This is a genomic window from Roseateles sp. NT4, assembly GCF_051857475.1.
Classification (GTDB): Bacteria; Pseudomonadota; Gammaproteobacteria; order Burkholderiales; family Burkholderiaceae_C; genus Pelomonas.
In genome coordinates this window covers 640,238-665,353 of sequence record NZ_JBPZGZ010000002.1, presented here as the reverse complement: position 1 = coordinate 665,353, position 25,116 = coordinate 640,238, and the positions used below count along the sequence as shown (strand labels likewise).

At 65.8% G+C, this 25,116-nt stretch carries 19 protein-coding genes; 10 read left to right on the top strand and 9 right to left on the bottom strand.

The window, feature by feature from the left end:
• Nucleotides 1-18: 18 nt before the first annotated feature.
• Nucleotides 19-1,263, top strand: coding sequence for a cation:proton antiporter (locus tag ACS5PN_RS12625; RefSeq protein ID WP_439464305.1), 1,245 nt, complete (start codon nt 19-21; stop codon nt 1,261-1,263).
• Here the strand turns inward: ACS5PN_RS12625 and ACS5PN_RS12620 are convergent.
• The 6 genes from ACS5PN_RS12620 to ACS5PN_RS12595 form a co-directional block, all read right to left on the bottom strand.
• Complete coding sequence (locus ACS5PN_RS12620) at nt 1,260-1,973, bottom strand: esterase/lipase family protein (protein WP_439464304.1); 714 nt, start codon at nt 1,971-1,973, stop codon at nt 1,260-1,262. The two genes, ACS5PN_RS12625 and ACS5PN_RS12620, sit on opposite strands and share 4 nt — an antisense overlap.
• Nucleotides 1,974-2,495: 522 nt before the next feature.
• Entirely contained in the window at nt 2,496-3,737 is a 1,242-nt protein-coding gene (locus tag ACS5PN_RS12615; protein ID WP_439464303.1) for an NAD(P)/FAD-dependent oxidoreductase, read from the bottom strand.
• A 79-nt stretch (nt 3,738-3,816) separates the two neighbouring features.
• A complete protein-coding gene (locus ACS5PN_RS12610; RefSeq protein WP_439464302.1) occupies nt 3,817-4,386 on the bottom strand; it encodes a hypothetical protein in 570 nt (189 codons plus the stop codon).
• Nucleotides 4,387-4,481: 95 nt separating this feature from the next.
• Nucleotides 4,482-5,756 (bottom strand): spinster family MFS transporter, encoded by a 1,275-nt coding sequence (locus ACS5PN_RS12605; protein ID WP_439464301.1) that lies wholly within the window; start codon nt 5,754-5,756, stop codon nt 4,482-4,484.
• Nucleotides 5,753-7,966 (bottom strand): TonB-dependent receptor, encoded by a 2,214-nt coding sequence (locus ACS5PN_RS12600; RefSeq protein WP_439464300.1) that lies wholly within the window; start codon nt 7,964-7,966, stop codon nt 5,753-5,755. The genes ACS5PN_RS12605 and ACS5PN_RS12600 overlap by 4 nt, the downstream gene beginning before the upstream one ends.
• 176 nt (nt 7,967-8,142) lie before the next feature.
• On the bottom strand, nt 8,143-8,598 hold the full coding sequence (locus ACS5PN_RS12595; RefSeq protein ID WP_439465564.1) for an Lrp/AsnC family transcriptional regulator: 456 nt from the start codon (nt 8,596-8,598) through the stop codon (nt 8,143-8,145).
• A 100-nt stretch (nt 8,599-8,698) separates the two neighbouring features.
• On the opposite strand from ACS5PN_RS12595, the gene ilvB reads away from it, so the two are divergent.
• Nucleotides 8,699-10,537 carry a biosynthetic-type acetolactate synthase large subunit gene (gene ilvB, locus ACS5PN_RS12590; RefSeq protein WP_439464299.1) on the top strand — a complete coding sequence of 613 codons (1,839 nt, stop codon included), beginning with the start codon at nt 8,699-8,701 and terminating at the stop codon, nt 10,535-10,537.
• A gap of 1 nt (nt 10,538) precedes the next feature.
• Here ilvB and ACS5PN_RS12585 read toward each other — a convergent pair whose 3' ends face one another.
• From ACS5PN_RS12585 to ACS5PN_RS12575, 3 genes are all read right to left on the bottom strand, one after another.
• Nucleotides 10,539-12,068 (bottom strand): diguanylate cyclase, encoded by a 1,530-nt coding sequence (locus tag ACS5PN_RS12585; protein WP_439464298.1) that lies wholly within the window; start codon nt 12,066-12,068, stop codon nt 10,539-10,541.
• Nucleotides 12,069-12,172: 104 nt separating this feature from the next.
• Nucleotides 12,173-14,218 carry a prolyl oligopeptidase family serine peptidase gene (locus ACS5PN_RS12580; protein ID WP_439464297.1) on the bottom strand — a complete coding sequence of 682 codons (2,046 nt, stop codon included), beginning with the start codon at nt 14,216-14,218 and terminating at the stop codon, nt 12,173-12,175.
• Nucleotides 14,219-14,296: 78 nt separating this feature from the next.
• Nucleotides 14,297-15,292 carry a helix-turn-helix transcriptional regulator gene (locus ACS5PN_RS12575; RefSeq protein ID WP_439464296.1) on the bottom strand — a complete coding sequence of 332 codons (996 nt, stop codon included), beginning with the start codon at nt 15,290-15,292 and terminating at the stop codon, nt 14,297-14,299.
• A gap of 221 nt (nt 15,293-15,513) precedes the next feature.
• Here ACS5PN_RS12575 and ACS5PN_RS12570 point away from each other — a divergent pair, with 221 nt between their 5' ends.
• The 8 genes from ACS5PN_RS12570 to ACS5PN_RS12535 are packed head-to-tail and all read left to right on the top strand — an operon-like array spanning nt 15,514 to nt 24,894.
• Entirely contained in the window at nt 15,514-16,128 is a 615-nt protein-coding gene (locus ACS5PN_RS12570) for a TetR/AcrR family transcriptional regulator (protein ID WP_439464295.1), read from the top strand.
• A gap of 58 nt (nt 16,129-16,186) precedes the next feature.
• Nucleotides 16,187-17,437, top strand: coding sequence for a sarcosine oxidase subunit beta family protein (locus ACS5PN_RS12565; RefSeq protein WP_439464294.1), 1,251 nt, complete (start codon nt 16,187-16,189; stop codon nt 17,435-17,437).
• Nucleotides 17,438-17,453: 16 nt separating this feature from the next.
• Entirely contained in the window at nt 17,454-17,729 is a 276-nt protein-coding gene (locus ACS5PN_RS12560; RefSeq protein ID WP_439464293.1) for a sarcosine oxidase subunit delta, read from the top strand.
• Nucleotides 17,729-20,596: a 2Fe-2S iron-sulfur cluster-binding protein gene (locus ACS5PN_RS12555; protein ID WP_439464292.1), complete on the top strand. Its 2,868-nt coding sequence runs from the start codon at nt 17,729-17,731 to the stop codon at nt 20,594-20,596. The genes ACS5PN_RS12560 and ACS5PN_RS12555 overlap by 1 nt, the downstream gene beginning before the upstream one ends.
• Nucleotides 20,589-21,173, top strand: a complete 585-nt coding sequence (locus ACS5PN_RS12550) for a hypothetical protein (protein ID WP_439464291.1) — start codon at nt 20,589-20,591, stop codon at nt 21,171-21,173. Before ACS5PN_RS12555 ends, ACS5PN_RS12550 begins: the two co-directional genes overlap by 8 nt.
• The gene (gene purU, locus ACS5PN_RS12545; RefSeq protein ID WP_439464290.1) at nt 21,170-22,027 is read left to right on the top strand and encodes a formyltetrahydrofolate deformylase; all 858 of its coding nucleotides are present in this window, start codon (nt 21,170-21,172) and stop codon (nt 22,025-22,027) included. Before ACS5PN_RS12550 ends, purU begins: the two co-directional genes overlap by 4 nt.
• A gap of 9 nt (nt 22,028-22,036) precedes the next feature.
• Nucleotides 22,037-23,203 carry an alpha-hydroxy acid oxidase gene (locus ACS5PN_RS12540; protein ID WP_439464289.1) on the top strand — a complete coding sequence of 389 codons (1,167 nt, stop codon included), beginning with the start codon at nt 22,037-22,039 and terminating at the stop codon, nt 23,201-23,203.
• 47 nt (nt 23,204-23,250) lie between these two features.
• Nucleotides 23,251-24,894 carry a serine hydrolase domain-containing protein gene (locus ACS5PN_RS12535; RefSeq protein ID WP_439464288.1) on the top strand — a complete coding sequence of 548 codons (1,644 nt, stop codon included), beginning with the start codon at nt 23,251-23,253 and terminating at the stop codon, nt 24,892-24,894.
• The last annotated feature ends 222 nt before the right edge of the window (nt 24,895-25,116 follow it).

Sequence of the window (25,116 nt, the reverse complement as noted above, 5' to 3'; positions counted from 1 at the left end):
GCGCCGCCCTGCGTCCCGATGTCCACCACCACCCTGCTGCTCCAGCTCATCGTCATCCTCGGCGTGGCCCGTGGTTGCGGCTGGCTGCTGCGCCATCTGGGCCAGCCCCAGGTGGTGGGCGAGATGGCCGCCGGCCTCATCCTCGGCCCGGCCGTGATGGGCTTCTACCTGCCCGACGTCCATGCCCAGCTGTTCGCCAAGCCGCTGCTGGGCGGCCTGAACGCGCTGGCCACGCTGGGCCTGGTGCTGTTCATGTTCGTCGTCGGCCTGGAGATCCGCGCGCCCGGCGGCCTGCGCTCGCAGCTGCGTTCGGCCGGCAGCGTCGGCCTGCTCAGCGTGCTGGTGCCTGCCGTGCTGGCCCTGGCCATCACGCCGGCCCTGCATCCCGGCCTGGCACCGGCGGGTGTCGGCTTCTGGCCCTTCGCCCTCTTCATGACGGCGGCCATGTCCATCACGGCCTTCCCGGTCATGGCGCGCATCCTGAAGGACCGCGGCATGACGCAGACGCGCTTCGGCCAGCTGGCCCTGTCCGGTGCCGCTGTCGTCGACGTCTTCGCCTGGGTGCTGCTGGCCTTTGTCGTCGCCCTGGCCGGTGCCGGTGAAGGCTATGCCGGCCTGGTGCGCATCCTGGGCGGCACCGTGGGCATCGTGGCTGTCCTCTACTTCGTGGCGCGGCCCCTGTATGCGCGGCTGCTGGCCGCCCGGGCGCCCGACGGCACGCCGTCGCTGGGCGTGCTGGCGGCCCTGATGCTGGGTCTGCTGGCCTGCGCCGCCGCGGCGGAATGGCTGCATCTGCATGCGGTGTTCGGCGCCTTCCTGTTCGGCGCCACCCTGCCGCGCGATGACCGCCTGCTGCAGTCGCTCATGCAGCGCATCGAGCCCCTGTCCATCGTGCTGCTGATGCCGCTGTTCTTCGCGCTGGCCGGGCTGTCGACGACGCGCTCGGCCTTTGCCGGCGGCGCCTTGGGCGCCATGCTGCTGGTGGTGGGCGTGGCGACGGTGGGCAAGCTGGTGGGCGGCTGGCTGGGCGCCCGCATGGCCGGCCTGAACGGCCCCGAAAGCATGGCCACCGGCGCGCTGATGAACGCCCGCGGCCTGATGGAGCTCATTGTCATGAAGGTGGGCCTGGACGTCGGCCTCATCGGGCCCGACATGTTCACCATCCTGCTCATCATGGCCCTGGCCACGACGGCCATGACCAGCCCGCTGATCACGTTGGCGCTGCGCTATCGCAAGCGCGTGGCGTTGGGCGCAGAGGCCTAGGCGGCCTCGAACCAGCCGGAGGCCGCCGCAAGCGCTGCGGGATGGGCCGGGATGAAGGCGTGGCTGGCGCGGATGGGCGCTGCCAGAGCGAACCTGCCCGGTGCTGCCTCGTCCGCGGCCACCATGCCGTCATGCGGCAATTTGAATCCCGCGAACAACCCCAAGGCACCCAGCCAGGGCCAGGTGCCGTAAATGCAGGCGGTCGGCACAGCGGGAAAGGAGATTTTTGCCATCTCCGCTGTATTGGCAGCCAGCTGCCCGCATTCGCCGGTCATGAGTTTGTAGATTCGCCAATTCTTCAATCGGCTGGCCAGCCGCATGGACGTGAGCGGCGAGGCCAATAAAACCATTCGACGAGGGGGCGGCAGCGCGGCAGCTGATTCCTGCAAAACCAGGCGCAGCAGCACGCCGCCAAAGGAATAGCCCATGGCGGCGTAGTCGCCTTGGGCCGCCACTTCCCTCAGCAGCGCTGCCAGCCGGGCCTTGATATCCGTCAGCGATTGCGACGAGGCCGAATAGTCGAAACAGCGCACCGAATATCCCCGCTGCTCGAAATGGCGGATCAGCTTGCCGCGCATATAGCGCTTGCCGCCCACGCCGTCGACGAAAACCAGCTGTTTTGCTATCTTTGGCATTTCTCCAGAAAAAAGGCCCGCTGCGAGCAGCGGGCCTTTTGCTTCATGGTCGCGATTCAGAACGGTTCTAAGCACAAGGAACTGTTGATACGCTGATTTGCTCAATGTCTACGGGCGCCGCTAAGGTGTCGCTGGTCGCAAGTGTGGGTTCAGTAGTCAGACGCTTCCAATGTTGCCCGAAAAGAGCCTCGGATGGCCGAAATGTGGGTTGTGTTAGGAGGTGCATATTCCGACGTCCCCTGAGCAGCCCCGTCCAGCGTCTGTTGAGCAACGAATCCGGCGGCAGTCGATCAGCGCGCCCAAACATGTTGCGCAGGGCGGGTCAGTGGACCGCTTCAGGCTGATTCTGTTGAAAAACTCGATCTGCGAGCGCGTACACGTTCCAACAGAAAAATCGACCGCTCAGATCGATCCAGGATCGACGATCGCACCGTCGGCAATGGTCGAGGGACCCCTGGGAAAGTGCGTCATGGTCGGGGCGCCGAGTTTTTCAACAGAATCGGCTGTAAGCGGACGCAGAGCCGGGGCGCTTCAGAGACGGGCAGTGCTTGCGTACGTTCTGGGCCGCGCAAAGGTGCCTTGGAGGCTGTCAGAAGCTCACGGCATGAACCTCTCGGGAAGAAAGGGCTTGGCGCTGACGTACGGTGTCTTGCCTTCGATCTGATCAGCCAGCAGTCGGGCACACGCAGGGCCCAACGTGAAGCCCTGGTGCCCATGTCCAAAATTGAACCAAAGGCGCCGATGCCGGTAGGCAGGGCCGACGACCGGCTTCATGTCAGCGCAACAGGGGCGGCTTCCCATCCATGGAGCGGCCTCGACAGCGGTGCCTAAATCGAGCAGCGTCCGAGCCTCAGCCTCTGCTAGTGCAATCTGGACGGGCGTGGGTTTGGCGTCGATGGCTGCCAGTTCAGCGCCTGTCGTGAGACGCAGACCCAGTTCCTGCGGCGACAGCACATAGCCACGTTCCGCATCAACGGTGGGGACAGCAACCGTGCCGCCGCCTCGGTAGTGCAGGTGGTATCCGCGTTTGACAAATAGCGGCAAGCGGTAGCCCAAGGTGCGCGTGGTCTCGCAAGCCCAGGGCCCCAAGGCGATCACCGCATGCTCCGCATGCACCATGCCGTCTGCGGTCTCGATTTTCCATCCCGTCGCCGTCGGCAAGAGCCGGGAGACATCTGAATTCAGGAAGCTGCCGCCGAGGCGCACAAACAGGTCGCCATACCGACGCACCAGTTCCCCGGGTTGGGAGATGCTCCAGGCATCGGTCCAATGGATGGCCCCTGCGAGCGCACCCACAAAGTCGGGCTCAACGACCGCAAGTGCAGCGGCGTCGAGGCTGTCAAAGTTGACGCCGTACTCCGACTTCAGCCCATGCGCTTTGACGAGTGACTCGTTCAGTGCTTGCTCGCTTCTGTACACGAGCCTCAGCCCGTCCCGGCGGACCAGGGGCTCCGCCTTTGCTTGATCGATGAAGCGGCGATGCTCGTCAACCGAGTGGCGGATCAGCGTCTCGTAGTCGCGGCTGATGACGCGATGTCGATGCGGCGCAGAGTGCCACCAGTAGCGGAGCAGCGCTGGCCATGCGGCCAAGACTCCCGACAGGTGGTACCGAATGTCCATGCGCCGGCCGAGCATTGCAGTCGCCAAGGTCGGCCAATCACGGGGAAATGCATACGGCTCGACCGCCTCCCGCTGGATCACGCCGGCATTGCCGTACGAAGTTTCCGACCCCGGGGCGCGACGGTCGACAAGGATCACCCGGTGGCCGCGCAGCGTGAGTTCAAGAGCGGTGCATGTGCCGACCATGCCGGCGCCAACGACGACGATCTCGTGCTTCATCGCTTTGGCCCCTGCGCGGCAAACACCGTGTGTCGCTTGCTGAGGGCAAGCCGAGCCCGGAGCAATTTCAGGAGGACTCTCATGGCGCGTCTCGACGGCTTCTTGGGACGTCGCAGATCACCTCGAGGGCCGACTTGATGCGCTTGCTGATTTCGTGCGCGAAGCGCATTTCTCCCTTCATCAGCAGCGGCGCGCGACCCTTGATGGATGCCATGTGGGCGCTTGCGAGCGTGGCGTGAACCAAGAGTCCGGCGGCATGGATCTCTTGGGCATTTCGATTCAAGGCAATCGTCATTCGCAGCACCTGAATCTCGCGCTCCGCGGTCGCAAGCTGCGTCAGGAGGCGTCGCTGCCAGGGCTTGCTCGGAGGGATGGCATCGATCAACTCGCCAACCATGTGGTCGAGGTAGCAGATGGCGCGCCCTGCTTCGATCGCATTCCGCAGCCTGGCAGGAACCGGGTAGGCGGTGAGGGGCCCACCTTGAGAGTCGGCTCCCTCGTCTGTCGACTGGTGTTCAAGCGAGGCCTGAAAGGCCGAATGGATGTCCTCCTCGATCCGGAGGTCGGGCGCGAAATCGTCGGCCGGGCCACTCGCACCGGGCGCCGAGTCAGGGGTTCGTTCTAGAAGAAGCATGTCAACTTTGGACATCTGTGAGCCGAGACCGTCGTCAACGGCCCGCGTGAGCTGGCGCGCGGGTGCGACCGGCGGCCTCAGCTGTTGGGAAGAAGGAGAAGATGGCAATCTCAGGCCTGAACCTCGGCCTGCAGGTGCCGTGCGGCGTAGAAGAACGCGATGGCGCTGGGCACAAGCATCGACGTGCAGGTCATCAGCGCCATGCGCAACGCGTCGGCACCGAAGGCGGCTGCATAGAAGTCCGAAAGTACGCCCGTCGCGAGCGGACCCAGTCCGCCGCCAAGCAGGCTCATGCAAAACATCAGCAATGCGACGGCCACTGCGCGCCGCGACGAGCCACACACCGCGTGGAGCGCCGCGAAGAGCGAGGGCATGCCGGCGGTGATCAGTACGCTGGCGACGAAGCTGCAGGCCAGAAAGCCGTGGAAATCGAGCGAAAAGCCCAGCCAGTAGGCCGGCCCTGCCAGGACGATGCCAAGGCCCGGCAACCGGGCGTACCAGGCCACGTTCGACCTGCCCAAACGGTCCGCGAGCCAACCGCCACCGAGGGTTCCGAGCAGCGCCGCCGCCGCCCCGACGCTGCCGTACACCGTGCCGACCTGGGTCATTGAGGCGCCCAACGAACGAACCATGTAGGAGGGGAAGAACATCACCACGCCGAAGGCCATGAAGGCGTACAAGGTGCCACCCACGATCAGGCCCACATAGCTGCGCTTTTGCATCAGCTTGCGCACCGTGTCGGCAAAACGGGCCTCGCCCGACGCCGCAGGCTTGGCATACCCCTGCAGCTCGCGCGGCTCCTTCAGCATCAGGTGTGTCAGCAGCGCCAGCGCCAGCCCCGGCAAGCCGACCACGGCGAACGCCATGCGCCAACCATGGTGGATGACCAGCCAGGCACCACCGGCAAAGGCCACCAGATAGCCGGCGGTCGACGAACTGGTGAAAAGCGCGAGCGCCAACGCGCGCCGCTCGGGCGGAAAGTAGTCGACGATCAGCGACTGAGCCGGCGGCAGCGCTCCCGACTCGCCCATTCCCACGCCGAACCGCGCCAGCATCAGCTGCCAGAAGCTCTGCACCGCACCGCACAGCGCCGTCATCACGCTCCACACCGTCAGCGACAAGGTCACGATGTGGCGGCGGTTGCCGCGGTCGGCCCAGCGCGCCATCGGGATGCCCAGCGTGGCGTAGAAGAAGGCGAAGGCGATGCCCGTGAGCAGGCCCATCTGCGTGTCGCTCGCGCCGAACTCCTTCTTGATCGGCTCCAGTAGCACCGAGATGATGCTGCGATCGATGTAGTTGGACATCGAGACGAGAAACAGCACGGCCAGCAAGCGCCAGCGCTGGCCTTCGCTGTACAGCGTGTGCGCCGGCGTGGACCCGTTCAAAACGAGGCTCCCAAGGTCAGCGTGAAGGTCCTGGGCCGCGACAAGGTGGCCACGGAGTTGATCGGTTGCGCGGCGGAAATCCTCGTCGTGCTGTAGGCGACGACGGCGTTCTTGTCGGTGACGTTGTCGATGCCCGCACGCAAGGAATAGCGATCCCATTCCACTTTGGCGCGCACATCCAGCGTCGCAAAGCCCGGCATCACGTAATTCGGATTCGCCGCTGGCAAGACGCTGTACGCCGCGTTGGCAGAGGTGCGATACCTCACGGTCGCTCCCATCGTCCAGCTCGCCGGGCCGGTGCTGGCGAACGCATAGTCGCCAAAGAGCGATGCCGTCATTTTCGGCGAGCCGGGCAGCGAGTCGCCCACCGCCGCGCCGAGGAGGGGCGCCGTGGTGCTGCCCAGTTCGGTCAGGCGCGCGTCGTTGTAGCCGAAGGAGGCCCCCAGCATCAGCGCGCGGTCACGCCAGCTCAGCTGCGCCTCGGCACCGTCCACCTCTGAGCGGCCGGCATTGCCCATGACGCTGAGCCCGCCGAGCAGCGCATTCAACTGCACCTTGCTCCAATCGATGTGATAGACGGTGACATCGAGGCCCAGGCGTCGGTCCATGAGATAGGCCTTGGTGCCGAACTCATAGCTCTTGACGGTGTCCGGATCGAAAGTGCGGTTGGGCGCCGCCGGATTGGTCTGCGGGCCGCCGGGGCGATAGCCGGTCGCGTAGCGGGCGAACAGGCTCCAGTCCTGGGCCGGTCGATAGCGGCCCACCAGGTGGTAGGTTGTGGCGCTGTCTTCCGACGCCAGCGCGACCAACGGCGGATTGCCCAACAGCCCGCTGCGTGTGATCGTGTAGTCCTGCTTGTTCTTGGCGTATCGCACGCCGGCGCCGATGTCGAAGTTGTCGGCAAAGTAGTAGGTGCCGCTGCCGTACAGCGCCGTTTCCTTGTACGTACCGGCGGGTGTGGAAGTGATGATGTTGGCGCCCGGGCCCGCCACGGGGTTGCCGGCATTGTTCAGACCGGCGATCGTGGTTCTGAACGACGAGTCCTCTTTCGTGTAGAAGAGCCCTGCCAAGCCCTCGAAGGCACCGAATCTCCGCGTGGCCAGGCGCACTTCCGCCGTGTCCTTCGTCAGCCGCACGTCCTGCTCGCCTTTCGCGGTGGCCGCCCCCAAGGCAGGCAGCGCGAGCGCGTAGGTCAAATAGTCGCCCTGCAAAGTGACGTGGGGCTTCGCTCGGCCCGCGCTGCCCGTGATGGTTCCGAGAGAACTCTCGTATTGCACCGTGGCTTCGGCAAGGTCAAGGTGGCTCTTGTAGCGCGGGGTGAAGACGCTGCTGAACCCGCGCTCGCCGTCGGCCGGAGTGCCCGTACCGGGCATGTTCTCCTGGTACAGGGGGCCGTTGGTGTCGGCGTCCTGGGAGAGCAAGCGCAGCGAGATCTGCGTTTCCTTGTTGGGCGTCAGCAGCAGGGCAATGGAGGCGCCCTTGGAATCGACCCGGCCGAGATCGGCTTCGCCTGTCACGACGTTCTTCGTGAACCCGCCATCGCGGCGCCCGAATGCGCTGACCTGCAAACCGGCCACACCGTCGGATAGGGGTGCATTGAACGAGAGCTTGCCGCCAAAGCCCGCCCCGCCGTCCTGCACCTTGCTCACGCCCAGCCGCACTCTGGCGTCAAAGTTCCGCGTGTCCGGCTGCTGGGGCACGATACGCATGAGTCCGCCCAGCGCTGTCGCGCCATACAGCGTGCCCTGCGGCCCTTTCAACACTTCGATGCGTTGGATCTCGAACAGGTCAGCGTCGGGTGTGAAAAAGGCGCCCACCGCCAAGGTACCACTGGAGGAGATGGGCGTTTCGCCGAAGTAGGTCGCCGTGGTGTTGGTCGTCTGCTGCGGACCGGTGTACATGCCGCGCATCACGACCACGCCAGAGCCGGCCGAGTTGCCGTAGACCTGCACGAGGTTGGGCACCAGTGATGCGTAGTCCGCAAACCGCTCGATGCCCAGGTTCTCGATCTGCTGCTGGGTCACCGTCGTCAGCGCGCTGGGGACATCGATGGCTTTCTGGCGCCGCTTGCTGACCGTCACTTCGACGATGGGAAGGACTTCGGTGTTCGTCTCACTCGGCGCCGCTTCTGACTGCGCCCGGACATCGGCATGCACGACCAAGAGCGCCGTGCATGCAAGGGCGATGTGCGTTGCTTTTGGCATCGACATGGCTGAGCCTCCTTTGTTTGAGGGCTCGACCGTATCGACGACGACGGCGGCACGCTTAGTCGTTCGGCAGGGAAATTTCGGTTGTCGACATTGCCGACCCGGTCAGGACTAAAGCCGGCACCTGCACTCATCGGGACGATGTGATGTGCGCGCGCGATGCCCCTTGTCAATCAGATTCACAACGGCAGCGATGTCGCTTTCAGACTCCGGAGAACAAAGCTGGACTTGCTGTGCCGCAGGCCCGGAATCTTGTAGAGCTTCTGCCGCAGCAGCCGTTCGTAGTCTCGTGTGTCTCGGACGGACAGCCGCAGCACATAGTCGTAGTCGCCAGAGACCAGATAGGCCTCGACAACCTCGGGAATGGCCTCGAGGTGTTTCGTGAATTCCGTGATTGCAGCGTCGGTGTGCTTGTTCAGCGTCAGTTGGACGATCAGCTGCTCTGGGCGCCCTACCTTCTCGGCATTCACCTTGACCGTGTAGCCCTCGATGACCCCGTTCTCCTCCATGCGCTTGATGCGGGCCCAGCAAGGTGACGTCGTCAGTCCCACCGCGTCGCTGACCTCTTGCAAGCTGGCGCGCGCGTTCTTCTGCAGGGCACGCAAGATGGCGATGTCGAACTTGTCGAGCGAAATTTCCTGATCCATAGCAACTCCACAGAAGGATTTGCCGCATAGCGTATCGATGCGGGGAAGAACAGCAACATTTTTTGCAGAGGCTACGGACAATTTCGGCATGAATGCGCGACTCCCAAGCCCGGCCGACACATGCCTTTCCGAAGCGCCCGAACGCTCTCGGACCGGCGCCCAGCTCCTGCTCGACGTACTCGCGGAAAACGGGGTCGACACGATCTTTGGCTACCCTGGGGGCGCGGTGCTGCCCTTGTACGACGCGCTCTATGCAGACACGCGCATTCGGCACATCCTTGTGCGGCACGAGCAGGCCGCGGTGCATGCGGCGCAAGGCTATGCGAGAAGCACCGGCAAGCTAGGCGTGGTGCTGGTGACTTCGGGGCCTGGGATGAGCAACACCACCACGGGACTGCTCGACGCACTCAGCGACTCCATTCCCATCGTCTGCATCAGCGGCCAGGTCGCCACGTCGCTCATCGGCACCGACGCCTTCCAGGAATGCGACGCCATCGGGATCTCGCGGTCGGTGACCAAGTGGAACGTGCAGATCCGTGCCGTCGATCTGATCGCAGCCACGGCGCGCAAGGCGCTGCAGGTAGCGAAAAGCGGCCGTCCTGGCCCAGTCCTTGTGGATTTTCCAAAGGACATCCAGGCCACCACGACTTCCGGTTCGAGGCAGCGCGACCTGGCGCCGCGACCCAACCGGTGTCGCCCCATCCGCCCCCAACATGTGTCCGCTGGAGCAGAGGCCATACGTGCTGCCAGCCGCCCTGTCTTCTACGGTGGCGGAGGCCTGATCAACTCCGGCCCCGGCGCCTGCGCCGAGTTCTCCAAGTTGGTCCGCGCAACGCAGGCTCCTTGCACCACAACGCTGATGGGTCTCGGCGCCTTCCCCGCCAGCAACCCCTTGTGGCTGGGCATGCCAGGCATGCATGGCACGCTGGAAGCCAATCTTGCGCTCCACGATGCCGATCTCATCGTCTGTGTCGGCGCACGGTTCGATGACCGTGTCACGGGGCGGCTCGACGGCTTCGCGCCGCGGGCCAAGGTGATCCACATCGACGTCGACCCGTCCTCCATCAACAAGCTTGTCCGCGCCGACTGGGCCTACGTCGGAGATGCCGAAACCGTCTTGCGACTGCTCAATGAAAGCCTCGAAAGCTTTCAACTGCCGGCCAAGCGCCTTGCCGTTTGGTGGGCCCGCATTGAAACGTGGAAGGCGGCCCGGTCGCTGGCGTTTGAAGACACTGCCCCTGCCATTGCGCCCCAGGCTTTGCTTCAGGAACTGCAGCGCCAACTGAACTCAAAGGATGCGATCGTCACCACCGACGTGGGCCAACACCAGATGTGGGCCGCGCAGCATTTGCGCTTTGAAAGACCGAACAGGTGGCTGACCTCGGGAGGCGCGGGAACAATGGGCTACGGCCTTCCTGCGGCCATCGGCGCGCAGATCGGCAACCCCGAGAAGCTTGTTGTTTGCGTGACCGGAGATGCATCCGTACTCATGAACATCCAGGAGCTGGCGACCGCGAGGCAGCACCGCACGCCGATCAAGGTCATCCTGTGCAACAACGGGCACATGGGCATGGTGAGGCAGTGGCAGGAACTGATCCACGGGGAGCGCTACAGCCACAGCTACAACGACGCCATGCCCGACTTTGTCGCCCTCGCCAGGGCCTTCGGGTGGGCGAGTGACATCGTCACCCGGCGCAGCGGCCTGGCAGCCGCTCTGCGTGAAGCGTTGGAACACGACGGTCCCTTCTTCCTGGACGTCAGGGTCACGGCTGCGGAGAACTGCTTCCCGATGATCCCGGCGGGTGCCTCGCACAACGAAGTTCTGCTCGCCAGGGGCAGGCATTACGTGGAACCGCCGATCCACGCACCGATCACGGATGCGGCAGCCGACTCCGTGCCTGCTCTGGCAAGTGGCGTAGAAGCGTGAACTACGCGGGCAATCCGGCGTTGACTTGGACGCCGTCTCGTCCCGCTGCTTTCGCCGCGTAGAGCGCTTGATCAGCCCGCGCGATGAGATCGCTGAGCCTGCAGTGCCGGCTGGCCTGCGCGATTCCCGCGCTCAGCGTGATGCGAACGCCCGGTGGCAGCTCCTGGCAATGGGCCGCGATGGCGCATCGCACGCGGGCGAACACCTGCATGGCGACGTCTGTGGGGGCAGCCATCACCAGGGCGAACTCATCGCCGCCCAATCGCGCCGCAAAGTCGTTCTGCCTACATGCCGCCTGGAGGTGCATCGACACCCAGCGTAGCGCCGCATCTCCAGCCATGTGGCTGTAGCTGTCGTTGATGGACTTGAAGTGGTCCAGATCGATGAGCATCAGACTCAAGGGCTGATCAGCGCTCGCTCGCCTCAGCGCCCTGGCCAGATACTCGTCGAAGTGACGGCGGTTCGCCAATCCTGTCAGGGCATCGTGCCGTGACTCGCTGTTGATGCGCTCGACGCGGTCGAGCACGAACTGTTCATGAAGTTCGTGGAATTGCTTGTAGGCGGCGAATGCCTCCTCGGTCTGGCCGAGCCGCTCGTGAATCAAGGACTTGAGGCGATAGATCTCGTCATGCCCCGGAGACGGCTGAAGAGGATCGCAAGCGCGCAGAGCTTGATTTATCGACTTCAAGGCCGAAGGCAGGTCGGCAGTCTGCAAGTAGGCGCGGGCCCGAAAGGCAGGGAGCATGGCCGACGAACGCGCCAGGGTGTCAGAGACTGGCAAAGCGGCCATTGCCGAATCGAGCGCCTTGTGTGCGTCGGAAACATGGCCCAGCGCAAGCTTGGCCAATGCGACGATGCCATAGAGCCCAGCGAACTGCCCCTGACGACCGCGAGCAAGGCGTTCTGACAGGACAGGCTCGATGAGTTCCACGGCCCGCTCGGCTCGGCGGCGCCAGACTTCATTGAACTGCCCCTTGTCGCGTGCCTGCACGGCTTGCGTCGCGATCGCAAGCGCCAAGTAGGCCCTGAGACGAAGACTCGCCGGTTCCTCGGGGGTTTCTTGAGAGGCCTGCAGCCCGAGCTCGAGTGCCTCGATCGACTCTGCGATCCGTCCCACCTCGATCAGGAGCGCGCCTCGGGCGGAAGCGACTCGAACGTGAAGCGCCGGATCCGCCACGAGGGCTGCGAGGTTGGCCGCCTTGGTCGCGTGCGCCAGGGCCGCTTCGTATCGCCCTTTCGCGAAGGCCACGGTCGCGCCAGCGATCAGCGCCAACGTCTGGCCACGCGCAGAACCGGCCTGGCGGAAGTATGAATAGGCGTCTGCACCCACCTCTTCTGCACGGTCGAGCTGCCCGGAGAGCGCCAGGGCGCGTGCGAGTGCAGGGAGCAGCCAGAACATCTGGTCCTTGCGACCCTGCTCTTCCAGCGCCTTGAGGGCAGATTCGATGCTTGGCAGTGTTGCAGCGCCGGCTTCCTGAGCCGCCAAGTCCAGGAGCCGAACTCTGTCATCCCAGGTTTCGGAAGTCTCCATGGCTACTCTCGGCGCGTCGGTTCCCCGGGGGCTACGCGGTCGGCCGCAAGGGGTAACGCCACAGCTCGCCACACCGGCGCAGATCGTCCTCCACGGTCACGCCCTCACACCAGCAATCCGAGGTGTTCAGCCAGGAAGGCGAGTTCCTCCGAATCGCGTTCAACATGCTTATCCCGCGTCATCGTGTTGTGGCCCACATGCTGGCGTACACGCAGCAGCACCGGCCCGGAGCCGGGCGCTGCCTGGTTCTGCAACCAGGCGGCGAGCTTGCGGCCGTGCCAGGGCGGGCAGGCGAAGTCGTCGGCGCCGCAGTCGATCAGGACCGCTGGGTACTTCTTCCCCGCCTGCAGGTTCTGGTACGGCGACCAGCGGTACAGCCACTGCGCCTCTTCGGCCACAAGGGCGTTGCCATAGTCAGCCGCCGCGGCGCGGGCCGTGAAAGGGTCGCGTACGCAGTCAAGCACGTCGCATAGGGGCACCTGCGGGACCGCAGCGCCGAAGAGCTCGGGCCGGAAGGCGATGGCCGCGCACACGGCCAGCCCGCCATTGGACGTGCCGGTGATGCCGATCTGTTCAGGGCGCGCGATGCCTGATCGCGGCAAGTCTTCGAGGACTGCAAAGAGATCGGCGAAGGTGTTCGGCTTCTCGGCCATGCGGCCACCGCGCCAAAAGTCGAGCCCGAACTCGCCGCCGCCGCGCAGGTGCACATGGACCCACGCCCCGCCCGCCCGCACCCAGGCCTTGGCCATTTCGCTCCAGCAGGGCAACCACGGCAGGTTGAAGCCGCCATAGCCGGTAACGATTGTCGGCCGCGGTGCCGCCTGCGGCCCGGGCCCGCGTAACACGTGGTAGGTGACCTCGTGCCCGTCAGCCGCGGATGTCGTGCGCGTTTGCAGGCTGGCCCCATCGAGTTGCCGCCCGGGCGCAGTCAGCGCTTCGGTCTTGCCCGTCACGACGTCGTGGCAATACGCGCGCGGGCCTTCGAGCAGCGACGAATGAACGAAGGAAACGCGCCGCCCATCGGACCACACGAGCTCGTCGACGATGGACAGGCTGAAGCCGAGCGCGAACTTGCCGACCGCACCCGCGCTTGGCAGGCCGATCTCACGTTCCACCGTGCCGTCCAGCGCCACGACGCGCAATCGCGAGATGCCCTTCGGCATGTCGGTGACGACCAGCCGGTCCGCGCACTCCGTGATGCTGGCGAGCGTCGCCTCGCCGACCGGCAAGACTTCGCGCCATGTCGAGCGGTCGCGCGGCGAGCTCAGCGGGATGGCCACGAGTCGTCCGTTCGGCCCAGTGTCCATCGTGATGGCGACGTACTGGTCGCCGACGATGCTGCCTTTCACGAGGCCATAGCTGGCATCGAGGAAGGGCTCCCACTGCGCATCCGGCAACAGCCTCTTGATGTAGGTCGGATGCACCGAGGTCTGGCTTTCTCGGATGATGGCGTAGCGGCCATCGGCGGTGACCGTCGGCATCACGGCCGGGTGGGCATGTGCAAGGGGGATCAGCCGCTTCGTCAGCTCGCCATCCAGCAGCTGCTCGAACACCCTCAGGCCGGGCGCGGCGGGCAGGTGGGCCAGCGCCGGGTCGGCCACGCCGGTGTACATGAAACCTGCGTTGCCGGGCAGCCAAGCAGCAGGAACGGTGGTGGTGGCGAACGGCAGCACATGGCGAACTTCGGCGGTCTCCACGTCGATGACGCGCACGACGGTGCCGCTGCCTTCGATCACCGTCACCAGCAGCAAGGACGCATCGGGTGACGGCTTCATGTCGTAGAGCACGGCATGCGGGCCGCACGAGGCCACGTCGAACAGCAGGCGCTGCTCACCGTCGATGGAGTCCGACACTGTGACGCACGGCGACCGGGCGCCAGCCGGCACATCGCGCCGGAACCACCGCCCGCCGAGCGGGCGCGGTGCGTGAAAGCTGAACATGTCGACATAGCCGTCCGCCAGCAGCGCACGCAGCTTGGCAAGGGCGGGCACTGCAGCGCAGGCGGCGCGCGCGTCGTCGTCCTGCAATGCCTGCCACTCCAGCGTTTCCGCCGTGTTTTCCGCGAGCCAGCGGTACGCATCCACATAGGTGACGGGCCCATACGTCACCGTCTCGGGTGAGGTTCGCGTCGCGGGATAGCGAGTCTTCATCCGGCTAGCCTATCGGGCACAGAGCCCCGCGTGTTCAGGGGGCTGCATGAACATTTAGGACGGATTCACGGCATGCGGTCAGTGCACCGCCAGCGCCGGCTCCCGGCGGCTGCGCCGGGCGAACTCGCGCGGCGATTCGCCCACCACATCGCGGAACGCGACCGCGAAGCTGCTCTGGTGCTGGTAGCCCACCGCATCGGCGACCTGCCCGATGTTCAGCCGCCCTTCAACGAGCAGAGCCTGCGCCCGCGCGATGCGCTGCTGCAGGCTGAAGGCCTGCGGCGTCGTGCCCAGGGTCCGCTGGAACAACTGGTTCAGCTTGTTCTTGTTGGTGCCCAGGTCGCTGGCAAGCTGCTGCAGCGTGGGCGGGTCTGCAAAGCGTTCGGTGAGGATGCGCCGCGCGGCCGTCACAATTTCGGCATCGCGGCGGCCACGGACACCGGCCATCGACGTCGATTCGAGCCGCTCTTTCCATGCCCCTGCGACCAAGGCGAGCAGTTCACTGGCGCGGGCCTGCACCTGAATGCGCAGCAGCCCGCCGCTGAGACGGCTTTGCACGAGGTCCTGCACGAGGCTGGCAATGTCGGCCTGGATCGGCATCGTCAGGGCGTTACAGGGACGATCGAGTTCGCCGTTTGCCAGCCGCTGCAGCGGCACCGGCAGGTCGCCCGGCTCGAGCCGATGCTGGGCCAGCAGCGACTGTGGCTCGAGCAGCACCGTCACCGCGCGCTGCCGCAGGCCGCCGGCGATGTCGACTTCCAGCACCGTCCCGCGGGGCAGCGCCGACACCGTCACCACCGGGCGCTGGAATGACCAGGTCTCTCCGTTCTGCACATACGAGCAGCTGTTGGCGAGAGAGGCGCGAATGATGAGGACGTCGGTCGACAGCACGGCGCGGTATCGGATGTCACGATGGAACTGAACATCGCCGACAGTGATCTGGGCATCGTCACTGCAATACGCGCGAACGGAACCTTCACCGATCCCCCTCAAGTCGAATTCCACGCCGCCAGCCCAGTCGACCAGAGGCGGTTGACCATGGCCGGCAAAGCGCTCGAAGAATCGTGGGTTCATGCGAGGCCCCTCTAAACATGCATGTTTGTATTATTTGAGCGAGGCAAGCTCGGCATGGGTACGGGATTACCCACCCAGGATCCTGGAAAAGACAGGGCGTTCGCCCCCATTGCGACATAGTTCACAAGCGCATATCGAGCCGCGGCTTGCTGCTGGGCCGTGCGCACAGGTTTTCAGCCGTTGCGCCCATTAAAGACAGCCGTGTATGCTTTGGTGCTATGGTGAATTCGGTGAAAGTTCCAGCGGAGCGATGGGTCGACGAGGCCCGCCGGGCGCTGGTGGAGGAAGGCATCGAGGCGGTCAAGGTCGACCGTCTCGCGCAACGGATAGGCGTGAGCCGTGGCGGCTTCTATCACCACTTCGCGGACCGGGCCGACCTGCTCTCGCGGCTGCTCACCCTCTGGCAGGAGACGGTCTTGTTCGTGCCCGCCGGCCTCGCCCCGAGGAAGCCGGCGGACGCATTGCGGGCCATCGATGCGATCGTGGATCACCTGATTCGCGAGGACAGCTACGACCCTCACTTCGATCTCGCCGTGCGCGCGTGGGCTCGGTCGGATGCGGCAGTCGCCGTGGTCGTTGCTGGCGTCGATGCGGAGCGCATCGCCGCCCTGTACAAGGTGTTCCTCGCGCTCGGCTGCAGCAAGCAGGAGGCCGATGTGCGGGCGCGCGTCTTCTATTTCCATCAGATCGGCTACTACGCGATCGGCGTCGCCGAACCCGCATCGGGCCGACGGGAGCGCGCCAAGATCTACGTCGACATCATTTGCGGCGCCGAGAACATCTCACGCGCGTCCGAAATGCAGGCAACCCAAAGGCGCCGGGGGCTTAGCGCCTAAGTTTCGGTGGCGCAAGCCGAAGTGCGAAAAGGGGTGCCCCGGTACGCTCGACGCGACTATGCGCACCCGCTATTCCGCCTGGAACCTGATCGCTGCTTCGCCCCATCACGACGATTGGGCGCCGGCCTGGCGGGATGCCGACCCGAAGCCCCGGTACGACGTCGTGATCATCGGCGGCGGCGGCCATGGTCTGGCCACGGCCTACTACCTCGCGAAGAACCACGGCGTCCGCAATGTGGCGATCGTCGAGGCCGGCTGGATCGGTGGCGGCAACACCGGCCGCAACACGACCATCATTCGCTCGAACTACCTCTACCCGGAGAGCGCGCGGCTCTACGAGCATTCCCTGCGCCTCTATGAGGGCCTGTCGAAGGAGCTGAACTACAACATCATGTTCAGCCAGCGCGGCATCGTCACCGTCGCGCACAGCCGCCACGACCTCGACGCCCAGAGCCGCTGGGCCAATGCGATGCGGTGCAACGGCATCGACGCGGAATTGCTCGACGTCGAGCAGATGCGCCAACTCATCCCCCGGCTGAACTTCGGCAAGAACGCTCGATTCCCGATCCTCGGCGGCTTCATCCAGCAGCGAGCCGGGCCGGCACGCCATGACGCCGTGGCCTGGGGCTATGCGCGCGGCGCGTCGGCCCTGGGCGTGGACATCATCCAGTCCTGCCCGGTCACGGGCTTCATCATGCACAGCGGTCGCGTCACGGGCGTCAAGACGCCGCGAGGCGACATCCGCGCCGGCAAGGTCGCGATGGCCGTGGCGGGCCATTCCACGGTGCTCGCCGGCATGGCGGGCTTCCGCTTGCCCATCACCAGCTATGCCCTGCAAGCCATGGTGAGCGAGCCGGTCAAACCCGTGCTCGACACGGTGCTGCTTTCGCCGGCCGTCGGTGCCTACTGGAACCAGAGCGACAAGGGCGAAGTGGTGATCGGTGGCGCGCTCGATCTCTTTCCTTCGTATGCTCAACGGGGCAGCTATGCGGTGACGCAGCAGGTCCTCGCCGCGACGCTCGAAATGTTCCCCTCGTTTTCACGGCTTCGCATGCTTCGCCAATGGGCCGGCATCGTCGACGTGGTGCAGGACTCGAGCCCCATCATCGGCCCGTCCCCGGTGCCGGGCCTCTACCTCAACTGCGGCTGGGGCACCGGCGGATTCAAGGCGATTCCCGTCGGCGGCTGGACGCTCGCCCATGTGCTTGCGACGGGCCGCAACCATGAGCTTGCCGAGCCCTTCCAGCTCGAGCGGTTCTCCACCGGCCGCCTGATCGACGAAGCCGCGGCTGCCGGCATCGCGCATTGAGCAGGAAGCGCAGGCCATGATGCAAATCGATTGCCCGCACTGCGGAAACCGCCCGGAGAACGAATTCCACTGCGGCGGCCAGAGCCACATCCAGCGCCCCGCCCTCGCGTGCAGCGACGAAACCTGGGGCGAGTACCTGTTCTACCGCGACAACCCGAAGGGCGACCACGCGGAACGCTGGCGTCACACCTTCGGTTGCGGCCGCTGGTTCAACATGGTCCGGAGCACCGTGACGCATGAAGTGAAGGCGATCTACGCCATGACGGACCCACGTCCGAAGGAGGACTGCTGATGACCGCCTTTCGACTGGAAGCCCCCGCGGGCAACGCGATCGATCGACAGCGCGAGATCGCCTTCAAGTTCAATGGAAGGGCGCTGAAAGGCTTTGCCGGCGACACCCTGGCGTCGGCCTTGCTCGCGAATGGTCAGCGCCTCATCGGCCGCAGCTTCAAGTACCACCGGCCGCGCGGCATCGTGTCATGCGGCGTGGAGGAGCCCACGGGGCTGGTCGACATCAGCGACGGCGCCGCACGCGTCCCGAACACCCGCGCGACTGACGTCGCGCTGTCGCCGGGCCTGGTGGCGCGCACCGGGAATGCCTGGCCCACAGTCCGCTTCGACGTCGGCGCGACGAGCTGCCTGTTCGCGTCCGTGCTCACGGCGGGCTTCTATTACAAGACCTTCATGTGGCCGAGCTGGCATTTGTTCGAGCCAGCCATCCGCAGGGCGGCGGGACTTGGGCATGCGGGCGAAGGCCCGGATCCGGACCGCTACGACGAACTGTCCATCAGTACCGAGGTGCTCGTCGTCGGTGCGGGGCTCGCGGGGCTGGAAGCCGGCGTGTCCGCGGCGGAGCACGGGGCCCACGTCACGGTGATCGAGTCCGACGCCTGGGCGGGCGGATGGGCCGCGACGGTGGGGGCAGGCACCAGCCGGCCCGCGTTGGAGATGCGCCGGCGTGTGGTGTCCCTGCTCGACCGCGCGGCAAGGGCTGGCGTGCGGTTGCGGCTCGGCGCCACGGTGTTCGGCCTCTATGACCATGGGCTCGCGGTCGCGGCCGAAAGCGGCGAAGGCGACCTGCGCGAACGAACGCTCCGCATACGGGCAGGCCGCATCATCCTCGCGACCGGCGCCTTCGACCGACCGCTGCTTTTCCCCGACAACGACCGGCCCGGCGTGATGTTCGCTCACGGCGCCGAGCGCTATGCGGCTCACTATGGCGTGGCGGTGGGGCGGCGCGTGGTAGTAGCAAGCGCTTGCGATGCGGGGCTGGAGCTGGCGCAGCGCTTGCGGAGCCTGGGCGTCGCCGTCGCGGCGACCCTGGACCTGCGCAGGGGCGAGCACGTCGTCGGTGTGCGTGGCCGCAACCAAGTGACGGGCGTCCTGGTGGCGAGCACGCGCAACGCCAAGCCTTGGGAGATCGAGGCCGACACGCTGCTGCATACGGGCGGCTTCACGCCCAACGTCGGCCTGCATTCGCAGGCCGGCGGTGGACTGCGCTGGCACGATGAATCGTCGATGTTCGTCCCGTCGCGTCTTGCGCGCGACGTCGAGGTCGTCGGCGCCTGCGCGGGTGTCTTCGACCTGGACGCCTCGCTCGAGCATGCGCATCTGGCCGGCCTGGGCCGTGCGGGCTCGGCACCGGTGGGTGGCGCAGGGGCCATTCCTTCGGTCAACGCGCCGCCTCCGCAACTCCGACGCAAACGTACAGGCAAGACCTTCGTCGATCTGCAGAACGACGTGTGCGACACCGACATCGCGTTGGCCGCGCGCGAGAACTACCGCTCCGTGGAGCATCTCAAGCGCTACACCACGACGGGCATGGCCACCGACCAGGGCAAGACCAGCAACGTGAACGCACTCGTCACGATGGGAACGCTCACGAACCGCTCGCCCGGCGAAGTGGGCACGACGAAGTTCCGTCCGCCCTACAAGCCTGTGACCCTGGGCGCCATCGTCGCAGGCCGAAGCGGCGAGCGCTATCGCCCGCTCAAGCGCATGCCGGCGCACGCCTTCCACGAATCCTGCGGTGCATCGTTCGAGGAGTTCAGCGGCTGGCTGCGTCCCGCCGCCTATCCGAGGGCGGGCGAAAGCCTGGAAGCCGCTGCCCAACGGGAGGCGGCGCACACGCGTGCCCACGTGAGCCTGTTCGAGGGATCGCCACTCGGCAAGATCGAGATCTACGGGCCGGATGCCGCCGCGTTTCTGGACCTGATGTACGTCGGCACGATGAGCACGCTGGCGGTGGGAAGCGCGCGCTACGGCCTGCTGTTGAACGAGAACGGCATCGTCATTGACGACGGCATCGTCGCGCGCATCGGGGCCGAGCACTTCTGGCTGAACACGACCAGCAGCGGTGCCGAGCGTGCGGCGCTCGCATTCGAGGAATGGCTGCAGTGCGAATTCGTCACCCTGCGTGTCATCGTGCAGCCCGTCGCGAGCCAATGGGGCAACGTGACCGTCGCGGGTCCCAAAGCCTGGCAGTTGCTGGAGGCCGTGGGCTTCGACACTGCGCTGGCGCCGGCATTGATGAAGCACATGACGATGCGCCAGGTCAGCTATGCCGGCGTCGCGATGCGCGTGATGCGCGCGAGCTTCAGCGGCGAGCTGGGCTACGAGATCAATGTGCCCGCCCTGCACACCAAAGCGCTGATCGAGCGGCTGTGGCAGACCGGCCGGAGTGCCGGGCTTGACGTCGGCCTGTACGGCGTCGAAGCCTTGATGTTGATGCGCCTCGAGAAGGGCTTCATCCACGTCGGCGTGGACACCGACGGGACCACGCTGCCGCAGGACATCGGCATGGCCCGCGGCCTGGACAAGAAGTCGGCCCACTTCGTCGGCCGCCGCTCCCTGCTGCGCGCTGCCGGCACCGACCCGGACCGCATGCAGCTGGTGGGCCTCGTGCCCACGGACGGCAGCTCGCGCCTGCCTGTCGGTGCGCACATCGTTGCTCACCGGCCTCCGGCGCCCATCGACGGCTTCGTCACGAGCAGCGGCTACAGCCTGATGCTGCAGCAGCCCGTGGCGCTGGCCATGCTGCGGCATGGATCGGCACGCCTGGGCGAAAGGCTGCGCATCCATCACCTCGAAACCGAGATCGAGGCCCAGGTCGTCAAGACGCCGTTCTTCGATCCGGCCGGGGAGCGCCTGCATGGTTGAACCCTTGTCGCGGTCCGACGATTCGTTCATGCAGGACCTCGTGCCGTGGATCACCGCGCTGGCCCATCGGCCGGGTGCGCGGCGCGTGGAAGCGATGCGCGTCCTGTCGGTGCGCCATTTCCAGGCGTCGCCGGCGGCGGAAACCGCCTTCGTGCAATCCGGGCTGGCCTGGCCCGCGCGCACCCTGGACCTCGTGTCATACCAAGGGCTACTGGCCGCCCGGCGGCACCCGGAGGAAGTCATCGTGATGGGCGAGGGCGCGCTCAACGAGCTGCAGCAGCTGCTGGACGCCTTGGCCCCAGGGCGCCACCCGGAGGCCCTGGCGATCGAGCTGACGCACGGCCTAGGCGTCATTGAACTCCACGGCCCTCATCTGGACGAATGGCTGGCCCGTCTGGTGGACTGCTCGGCGATTCCTGCCGAAGGCCGCGCCAGCCGGTGCCGCTTCATTGACGTGCCTGTGCTGCTGGCGCGACCCGCAGCCGAGCGTGTCTTCCTGCTCGCCGACCGGTCCCTGTTCCCCTATCTCGCCGATTGGCTGACCTTCTCCCACGAAGCCGCATTTCCCGAGTCATGACTTCGCCCCATTTCATCCTCACCATCCGCTGCCGCGACACCGTCGGCATCGTGGCGGCCGTCTCCACCGCACTGTCCGGGTCACGGGCCTTCATCACCGAGAGTTCGCACTTCGGCGATCCCGAGACTCAGTTGTTCTTCATGCGCACGGTGTTCAGGCCGACGGACGGGCCGTCGCACACCTTGGAAGACTTCCAGGCGGTGCTGGCGCCCGTGGCCAGGCGCTTCGACATGGAGCTGGCACTGCATGCCGCCGATCGAAAGACCAAGGTGTTGGTCGCCGTAAGCAAGCACGGGCACTGTCTCAACCACCTGCTTCACCAGTGGCACAGCGGCGAGCTGCCCGTCGACATGGTGGGCGTCGTCAGCAACCACGAGGACATGCGCCGCCTGGTGGAGTGGTACGGCCTGCCGTATCACTACCTGCCGATGCTGGATGGCAAGGAAAAGCAGGAGAGCCGCTTCCGGGATGCGATCGCGTCGAGCGGCGCCGAGCTGACGGTGCTGGCCCGCTACATGCAGGTGCTCTCCAACGAGATGTGTCGGCACCTGGAAGGCCGCTGCATCAACATCCACCACAGCTTCCTGCCCAGCTTCAAGGGCGCCAAGCCCTATCACCAGGCACATGCCCGCGGCGTCAAGGTGGTCGGCGCCACGTCCCACTACGTCACCAGCGACCTGGACGAAGGTCCCATCATCGAGCAGGAGACGCACCGCGTCTCCCATTCGCTCGATGCCGAGGCCTTCGTGCGCAACGGCAAAGACATGGAGAACCTGGTCCTGGCTAGGGCCGTTCGTTGGCATGCGGAGCACCGCGTCATGCTCAATGGATCCCGCACCGTCGTGTTTCAGTAGGCGCGCCCGATGCCCGTCATCACCACCATCGAGGACCTTCGTTCATTGGCACGGCGGCGCGTGCCCCGCATGTTCTTCGACTATGCCGACTCCGGCTCCTGGACCGAGGCGACCTACCGCGCTAACGAGGCCGACTTCCAGGCCATCAAGCTGCGCCAGCGCGTGGCGGTGAACATGGAAGGCCGCAGCCTGCACACGCGGATGGCTGGCCAGGACGTCGCGATGCCGGTGGCGCTGGCGCCCACGGGCCTGACGGGCATGCAGCACGCCGATGGAGAGATCCTCGCAGCGCGTGCCGCCGCCTCCATGGGCGTGCCCTTCACGCTGTCGACCATGAGCATCTGCTCGATCGAGGACGTCGCCGCGCGCACCCAGTCGCCGTTCTGGTTCCAGCTCTACATGATGCGCGACCGCGCCTTCATGGAGAGCCTCATCGAGCGCGCCAAGGCGGCACGCTGCTCGGCCCTGATGCTGACCCTGGACCTGCAGATACTCGGCCAGCGCCACAAGGATCTGAAGAACGGCTTGTCCGCACCACCCAAACCCACGCTGGCCAACCTGCTGAACCTCGGCAGCAAGCCACGCTGGTGCTGGCACATGCTGCACACCCAGCGGCGCCAGTTTGGCAACATCGTCGGCCATGTGAAGGGCGTGGCCGACATGTCGTCGTTGTCCGGATGGATCGCGCAGCAGTTCGACCCGCGGCTGACCTGGGCCGACGTCGAGTGGATCAAGCAGCGCTGGGGCGGCAGGCTGATCTTGAAGGGCATCCTCGATGAGGAGGACGCGCGCCTGGCGGCCGACACCGGCGCCGACGCCATCGTCGTCAGCAACCACGGCGGCCGCCAGCTCGACGGCGCGCCGTCGTCCATCCATGCGCTGCCGGGCATCGTGGATGCGGTGGGCGATCGCATCGAGGTCTTACTGGACGGCGGCGTCCGCTCGGGCCAGGACGTGCTGAAGGCCGTCGCGCTCGGCGCCAAGGGCACGCTGATCGGCCGTGCCTTCCTCTACGGCCTGGGCGCGATGGGTGAGGAAGGCGTGCGCACCGCGCTGCGAATCATCCAACGCGAACTCGACCTCACGATGGCCTTCTGCGGCCGTACGGACATCTGTCAGGTCGATCGAAGCGTGCTGCTGCCGGGCACCTATCCGACGGCGGCGCTGTACCGTTGAAGTTTCCTGTTCATCCCAACGTTCCTTGATCAACTGGAGTGATGCCCGTGAACCCATCCCATGAAGCGGTCGACCAGAAGGCCTCCATGCAGGAGCGCATCGACGCTGCGGTCGCCAGATTCAACCGCTCCGATGAGCCTGGACTGGTGGTTGGCGTGGCGTGGCGCGGCAAGACCGAGTACCGCCAAGCCTTCGGCCTGGCGAGCGTCGAGCTCGGTGTGGCCAACCAGCCGTCGACACGCTTTCGCATCGGCTCCACCAGCAAGCACTTCGCCTGTCTGGCCGTGATGCTGCTCGCCGAGGAAGGCAAGCTCGACATCGACGCCAGCGTGCGCCAATTCATCCCCGAACTGCCGGCGGAAGCGGGAGAACCGACGCTGCGCCAGTTCATGACGCACACGAGCGGACTGCGCGACTTCCTGGATGTGAGCTTCCTGGTGGATGGCTTCGGCGTGAAGCCGCGCGGCTACGCGCTGAAGCAGCAGATGCAACTACGCCAATTGAACTTCGCCCCAGGTGAGAAGGCCATCTACAACAACGGGGGCTACCAGCTGCTGTCGCTGGTGGTCGACCGGGCCGCCGGCGTCCCGATGGAGGAGTTTGTCGCCACAAGGATCTTCGAGCCGGTTGGCATGAAGGACACCTCTTGGGCCAGCAGTGACATCGACATCGTCCCCGGCATGGCAACGCTGCACACTCCCCGGGCAGAGGGCGGCTGGCGAAAGGGACTGTTCCCCTTTGAGGACATGCGTGCCGAGGGCGGCATGGTGTCGACCGTGGACGACATGCTGCGCTGGCTGGCCCACCTGCGCGCCGAGGCGAAGGTGGTGGGTTCCACCGCCACCTGGCAGCAGATGACGACGCCGGCGCGCTTGGTGTCCGGCGCTCAGGTTCCCTATGCGTTCGGGTTGTTCCCGCAGACCTACCGCGGGGTGGATGTCATCCACCACGGCGGTGGTGTCATCGGCGGCGCTTGCCAGATGATCACCGTGCCCTCGCGTGAGCTTGATGTCGTCATCATCACCAACGGCGCCCTCGTCAATCCCAGCGACCTTGCCGAGATGGTGATCGACTGCGTGCTCGATGACGAAGGGGTCACGCCCCGCGCTGCCAGTGGCGGGCCGGAGCCGTTCAAAGCGCTATTGGGCAACACGTATCGCTCCCGCACCTCCGATCTGGTCGTGCGCTTCGATGAGATTGCAGGCGGCGTGTATGCCACCGTCTACAACACGCCGCTGCCCACGGTGGTTGTGGACGGCGATCTCGCCGTGCCTTTCGAGAAGGCCGCCACCGGCCCGTTCGTGTTTCATACGGCAAGACTTAAAGGGCTCGAGACAGAGGCGCCGGACGAAATCACCGTGAGCGAGGGTTGCGTTACCGAAACCCTGTCGCGGCTCGGCGAGCCCCCTTCGCAATGGCCGGAGGACATCGTCGGACACTACACCGTCCCCGAGCTGGGCGCCACTGCAGAGATCAGCGATGTCGACGGCCGGCTGCAGCTCGTGGTGCAAGGGCGCTACGGTCACGCCGCCTACTTCCTGCAGGCGATCAGCAGCGACACATTCGTCTGTGAATACGCCATCGCCTTCCCGATGCGGGCGACCCTCACCGTGGAACGCAGCGGCGGCAAGGTCACCGGGTTCAGCTATTCGAGCCTGAGGACCCGCGGCGTGAAATTCGTCTCACGCTGAGGAAGGGGCGCGCCGCATCAACGCTGTCTGACCAGGCGGCGCGGGTCAAGTGATCACGATCGCCTAAAGAGTCAGGGATTTGGCCCAAAACGCCGCGCCTCGCCCTCCCTACGATCGCTGCAAGCTTCTTCGAGAAGCGAAGTGTCTGTAACTGGCGTCAGCCGGAGGCCCGGCGCGCTCATTCAGTGGTGAGCGAGCTCAGACAAGGTCGCTTTTGACCCT

Excerpts from the sequence above, each read along its gene's own strand:
- ACS5PN_RS12565 (WP_439464294.1), top strand. The coding sequence starts at position 16,187 with ATGCGCACCCGCTATTCCGCCTGGAACCTGATCGCTGCTTCGCCCCAT.
- ACS5PN_RS12585 (WP_439464298.1), bottom strand. The coding sequence starts at position 12,068 with ATGGAGACTTCCGAAACCTGGGATGACAGAGTTCGGCTCCTGGACTTG.
- ACS5PN_RS12600 (WP_439464300.1), bottom strand. The coding sequence starts at position 7,966 with ATGTCGATGCCAAAAGCAACGCACATCGCCCTTGCATGCACGGCGCTC.
- ACS5PN_RS12580 (WP_439464297.1), bottom strand. The coding sequence starts at position 14,218 with ATGAAGACTCGCTATCCCGCGACGCGAACCTCACCCGAGACGGTGACG.
- ACS5PN_RS12555 (WP_439464292.1), top strand. The coding sequence starts at position 17,729 with ATGACCGCCTTTCGACTGGAAGCCCCCGCGGGCAACGCGATCGATCGA.
- ACS5PN_RS12550 (WP_439464291.1), top strand. The coding sequence starts at position 20,589 with ATGGTTGAACCCTTGTCGCGGTCCGACGATTCGTTCATGCAGGACCTC.
- ACS5PN_RS12540 (WP_439464289.1), top strand. The coding sequence starts at position 22,037 with ATGCCCGTCATCACCACCATCGAGGACCTTCGTTCATTGGCACGGCGG.
- ACS5PN_RS12610 (WP_439464302.1), bottom strand. The coding sequence starts at position 4,386 with ATGTCCAAAGTTGACATGCTTCTTCTAGAACGAACCCCTGACTCGGCG.
- ACS5PN_RS12625 (WP_439464305.1), top strand. The coding sequence starts at position 19 with ATGTCCACCACCACCCTGCTGCTCCAGCTCATCGTCATCCTCGGCGTG.
- ACS5PN_RS12575 (WP_439464296.1), bottom strand. The coding sequence starts at position 15,292 with ATGAACCCACGATTCTTCGAGCGCTTTGCCGGCCATGGTCAACCGCCT.
- ACS5PN_RS12560 (WP_439464293.1), top strand. The coding sequence starts at position 17,454 with ATGATGCAAATCGATTGCCCGCACTGCGGAAACCGCCCGGAGAACGAA.
- ilvB (WP_439464299.1), top strand. The coding sequence starts at position 8,699 with ATGAATGCGCGACTCCCAAGCCCGGCCGACACATGCCTTTCCGAAGCG.
- ACS5PN_RS12615 (WP_439464303.1), bottom strand. The coding sequence starts at position 3,737 with ATGAAGCACGAGATCGTCGTCGTTGGCGCCGGCATGGTCGGCACATGC.
- purU (WP_439464290.1), top strand. The coding sequence starts at position 21,170 with ATGACTTCGCCCCATTTCATCCTCACCATCCGCTGCCGCGACACCGTC.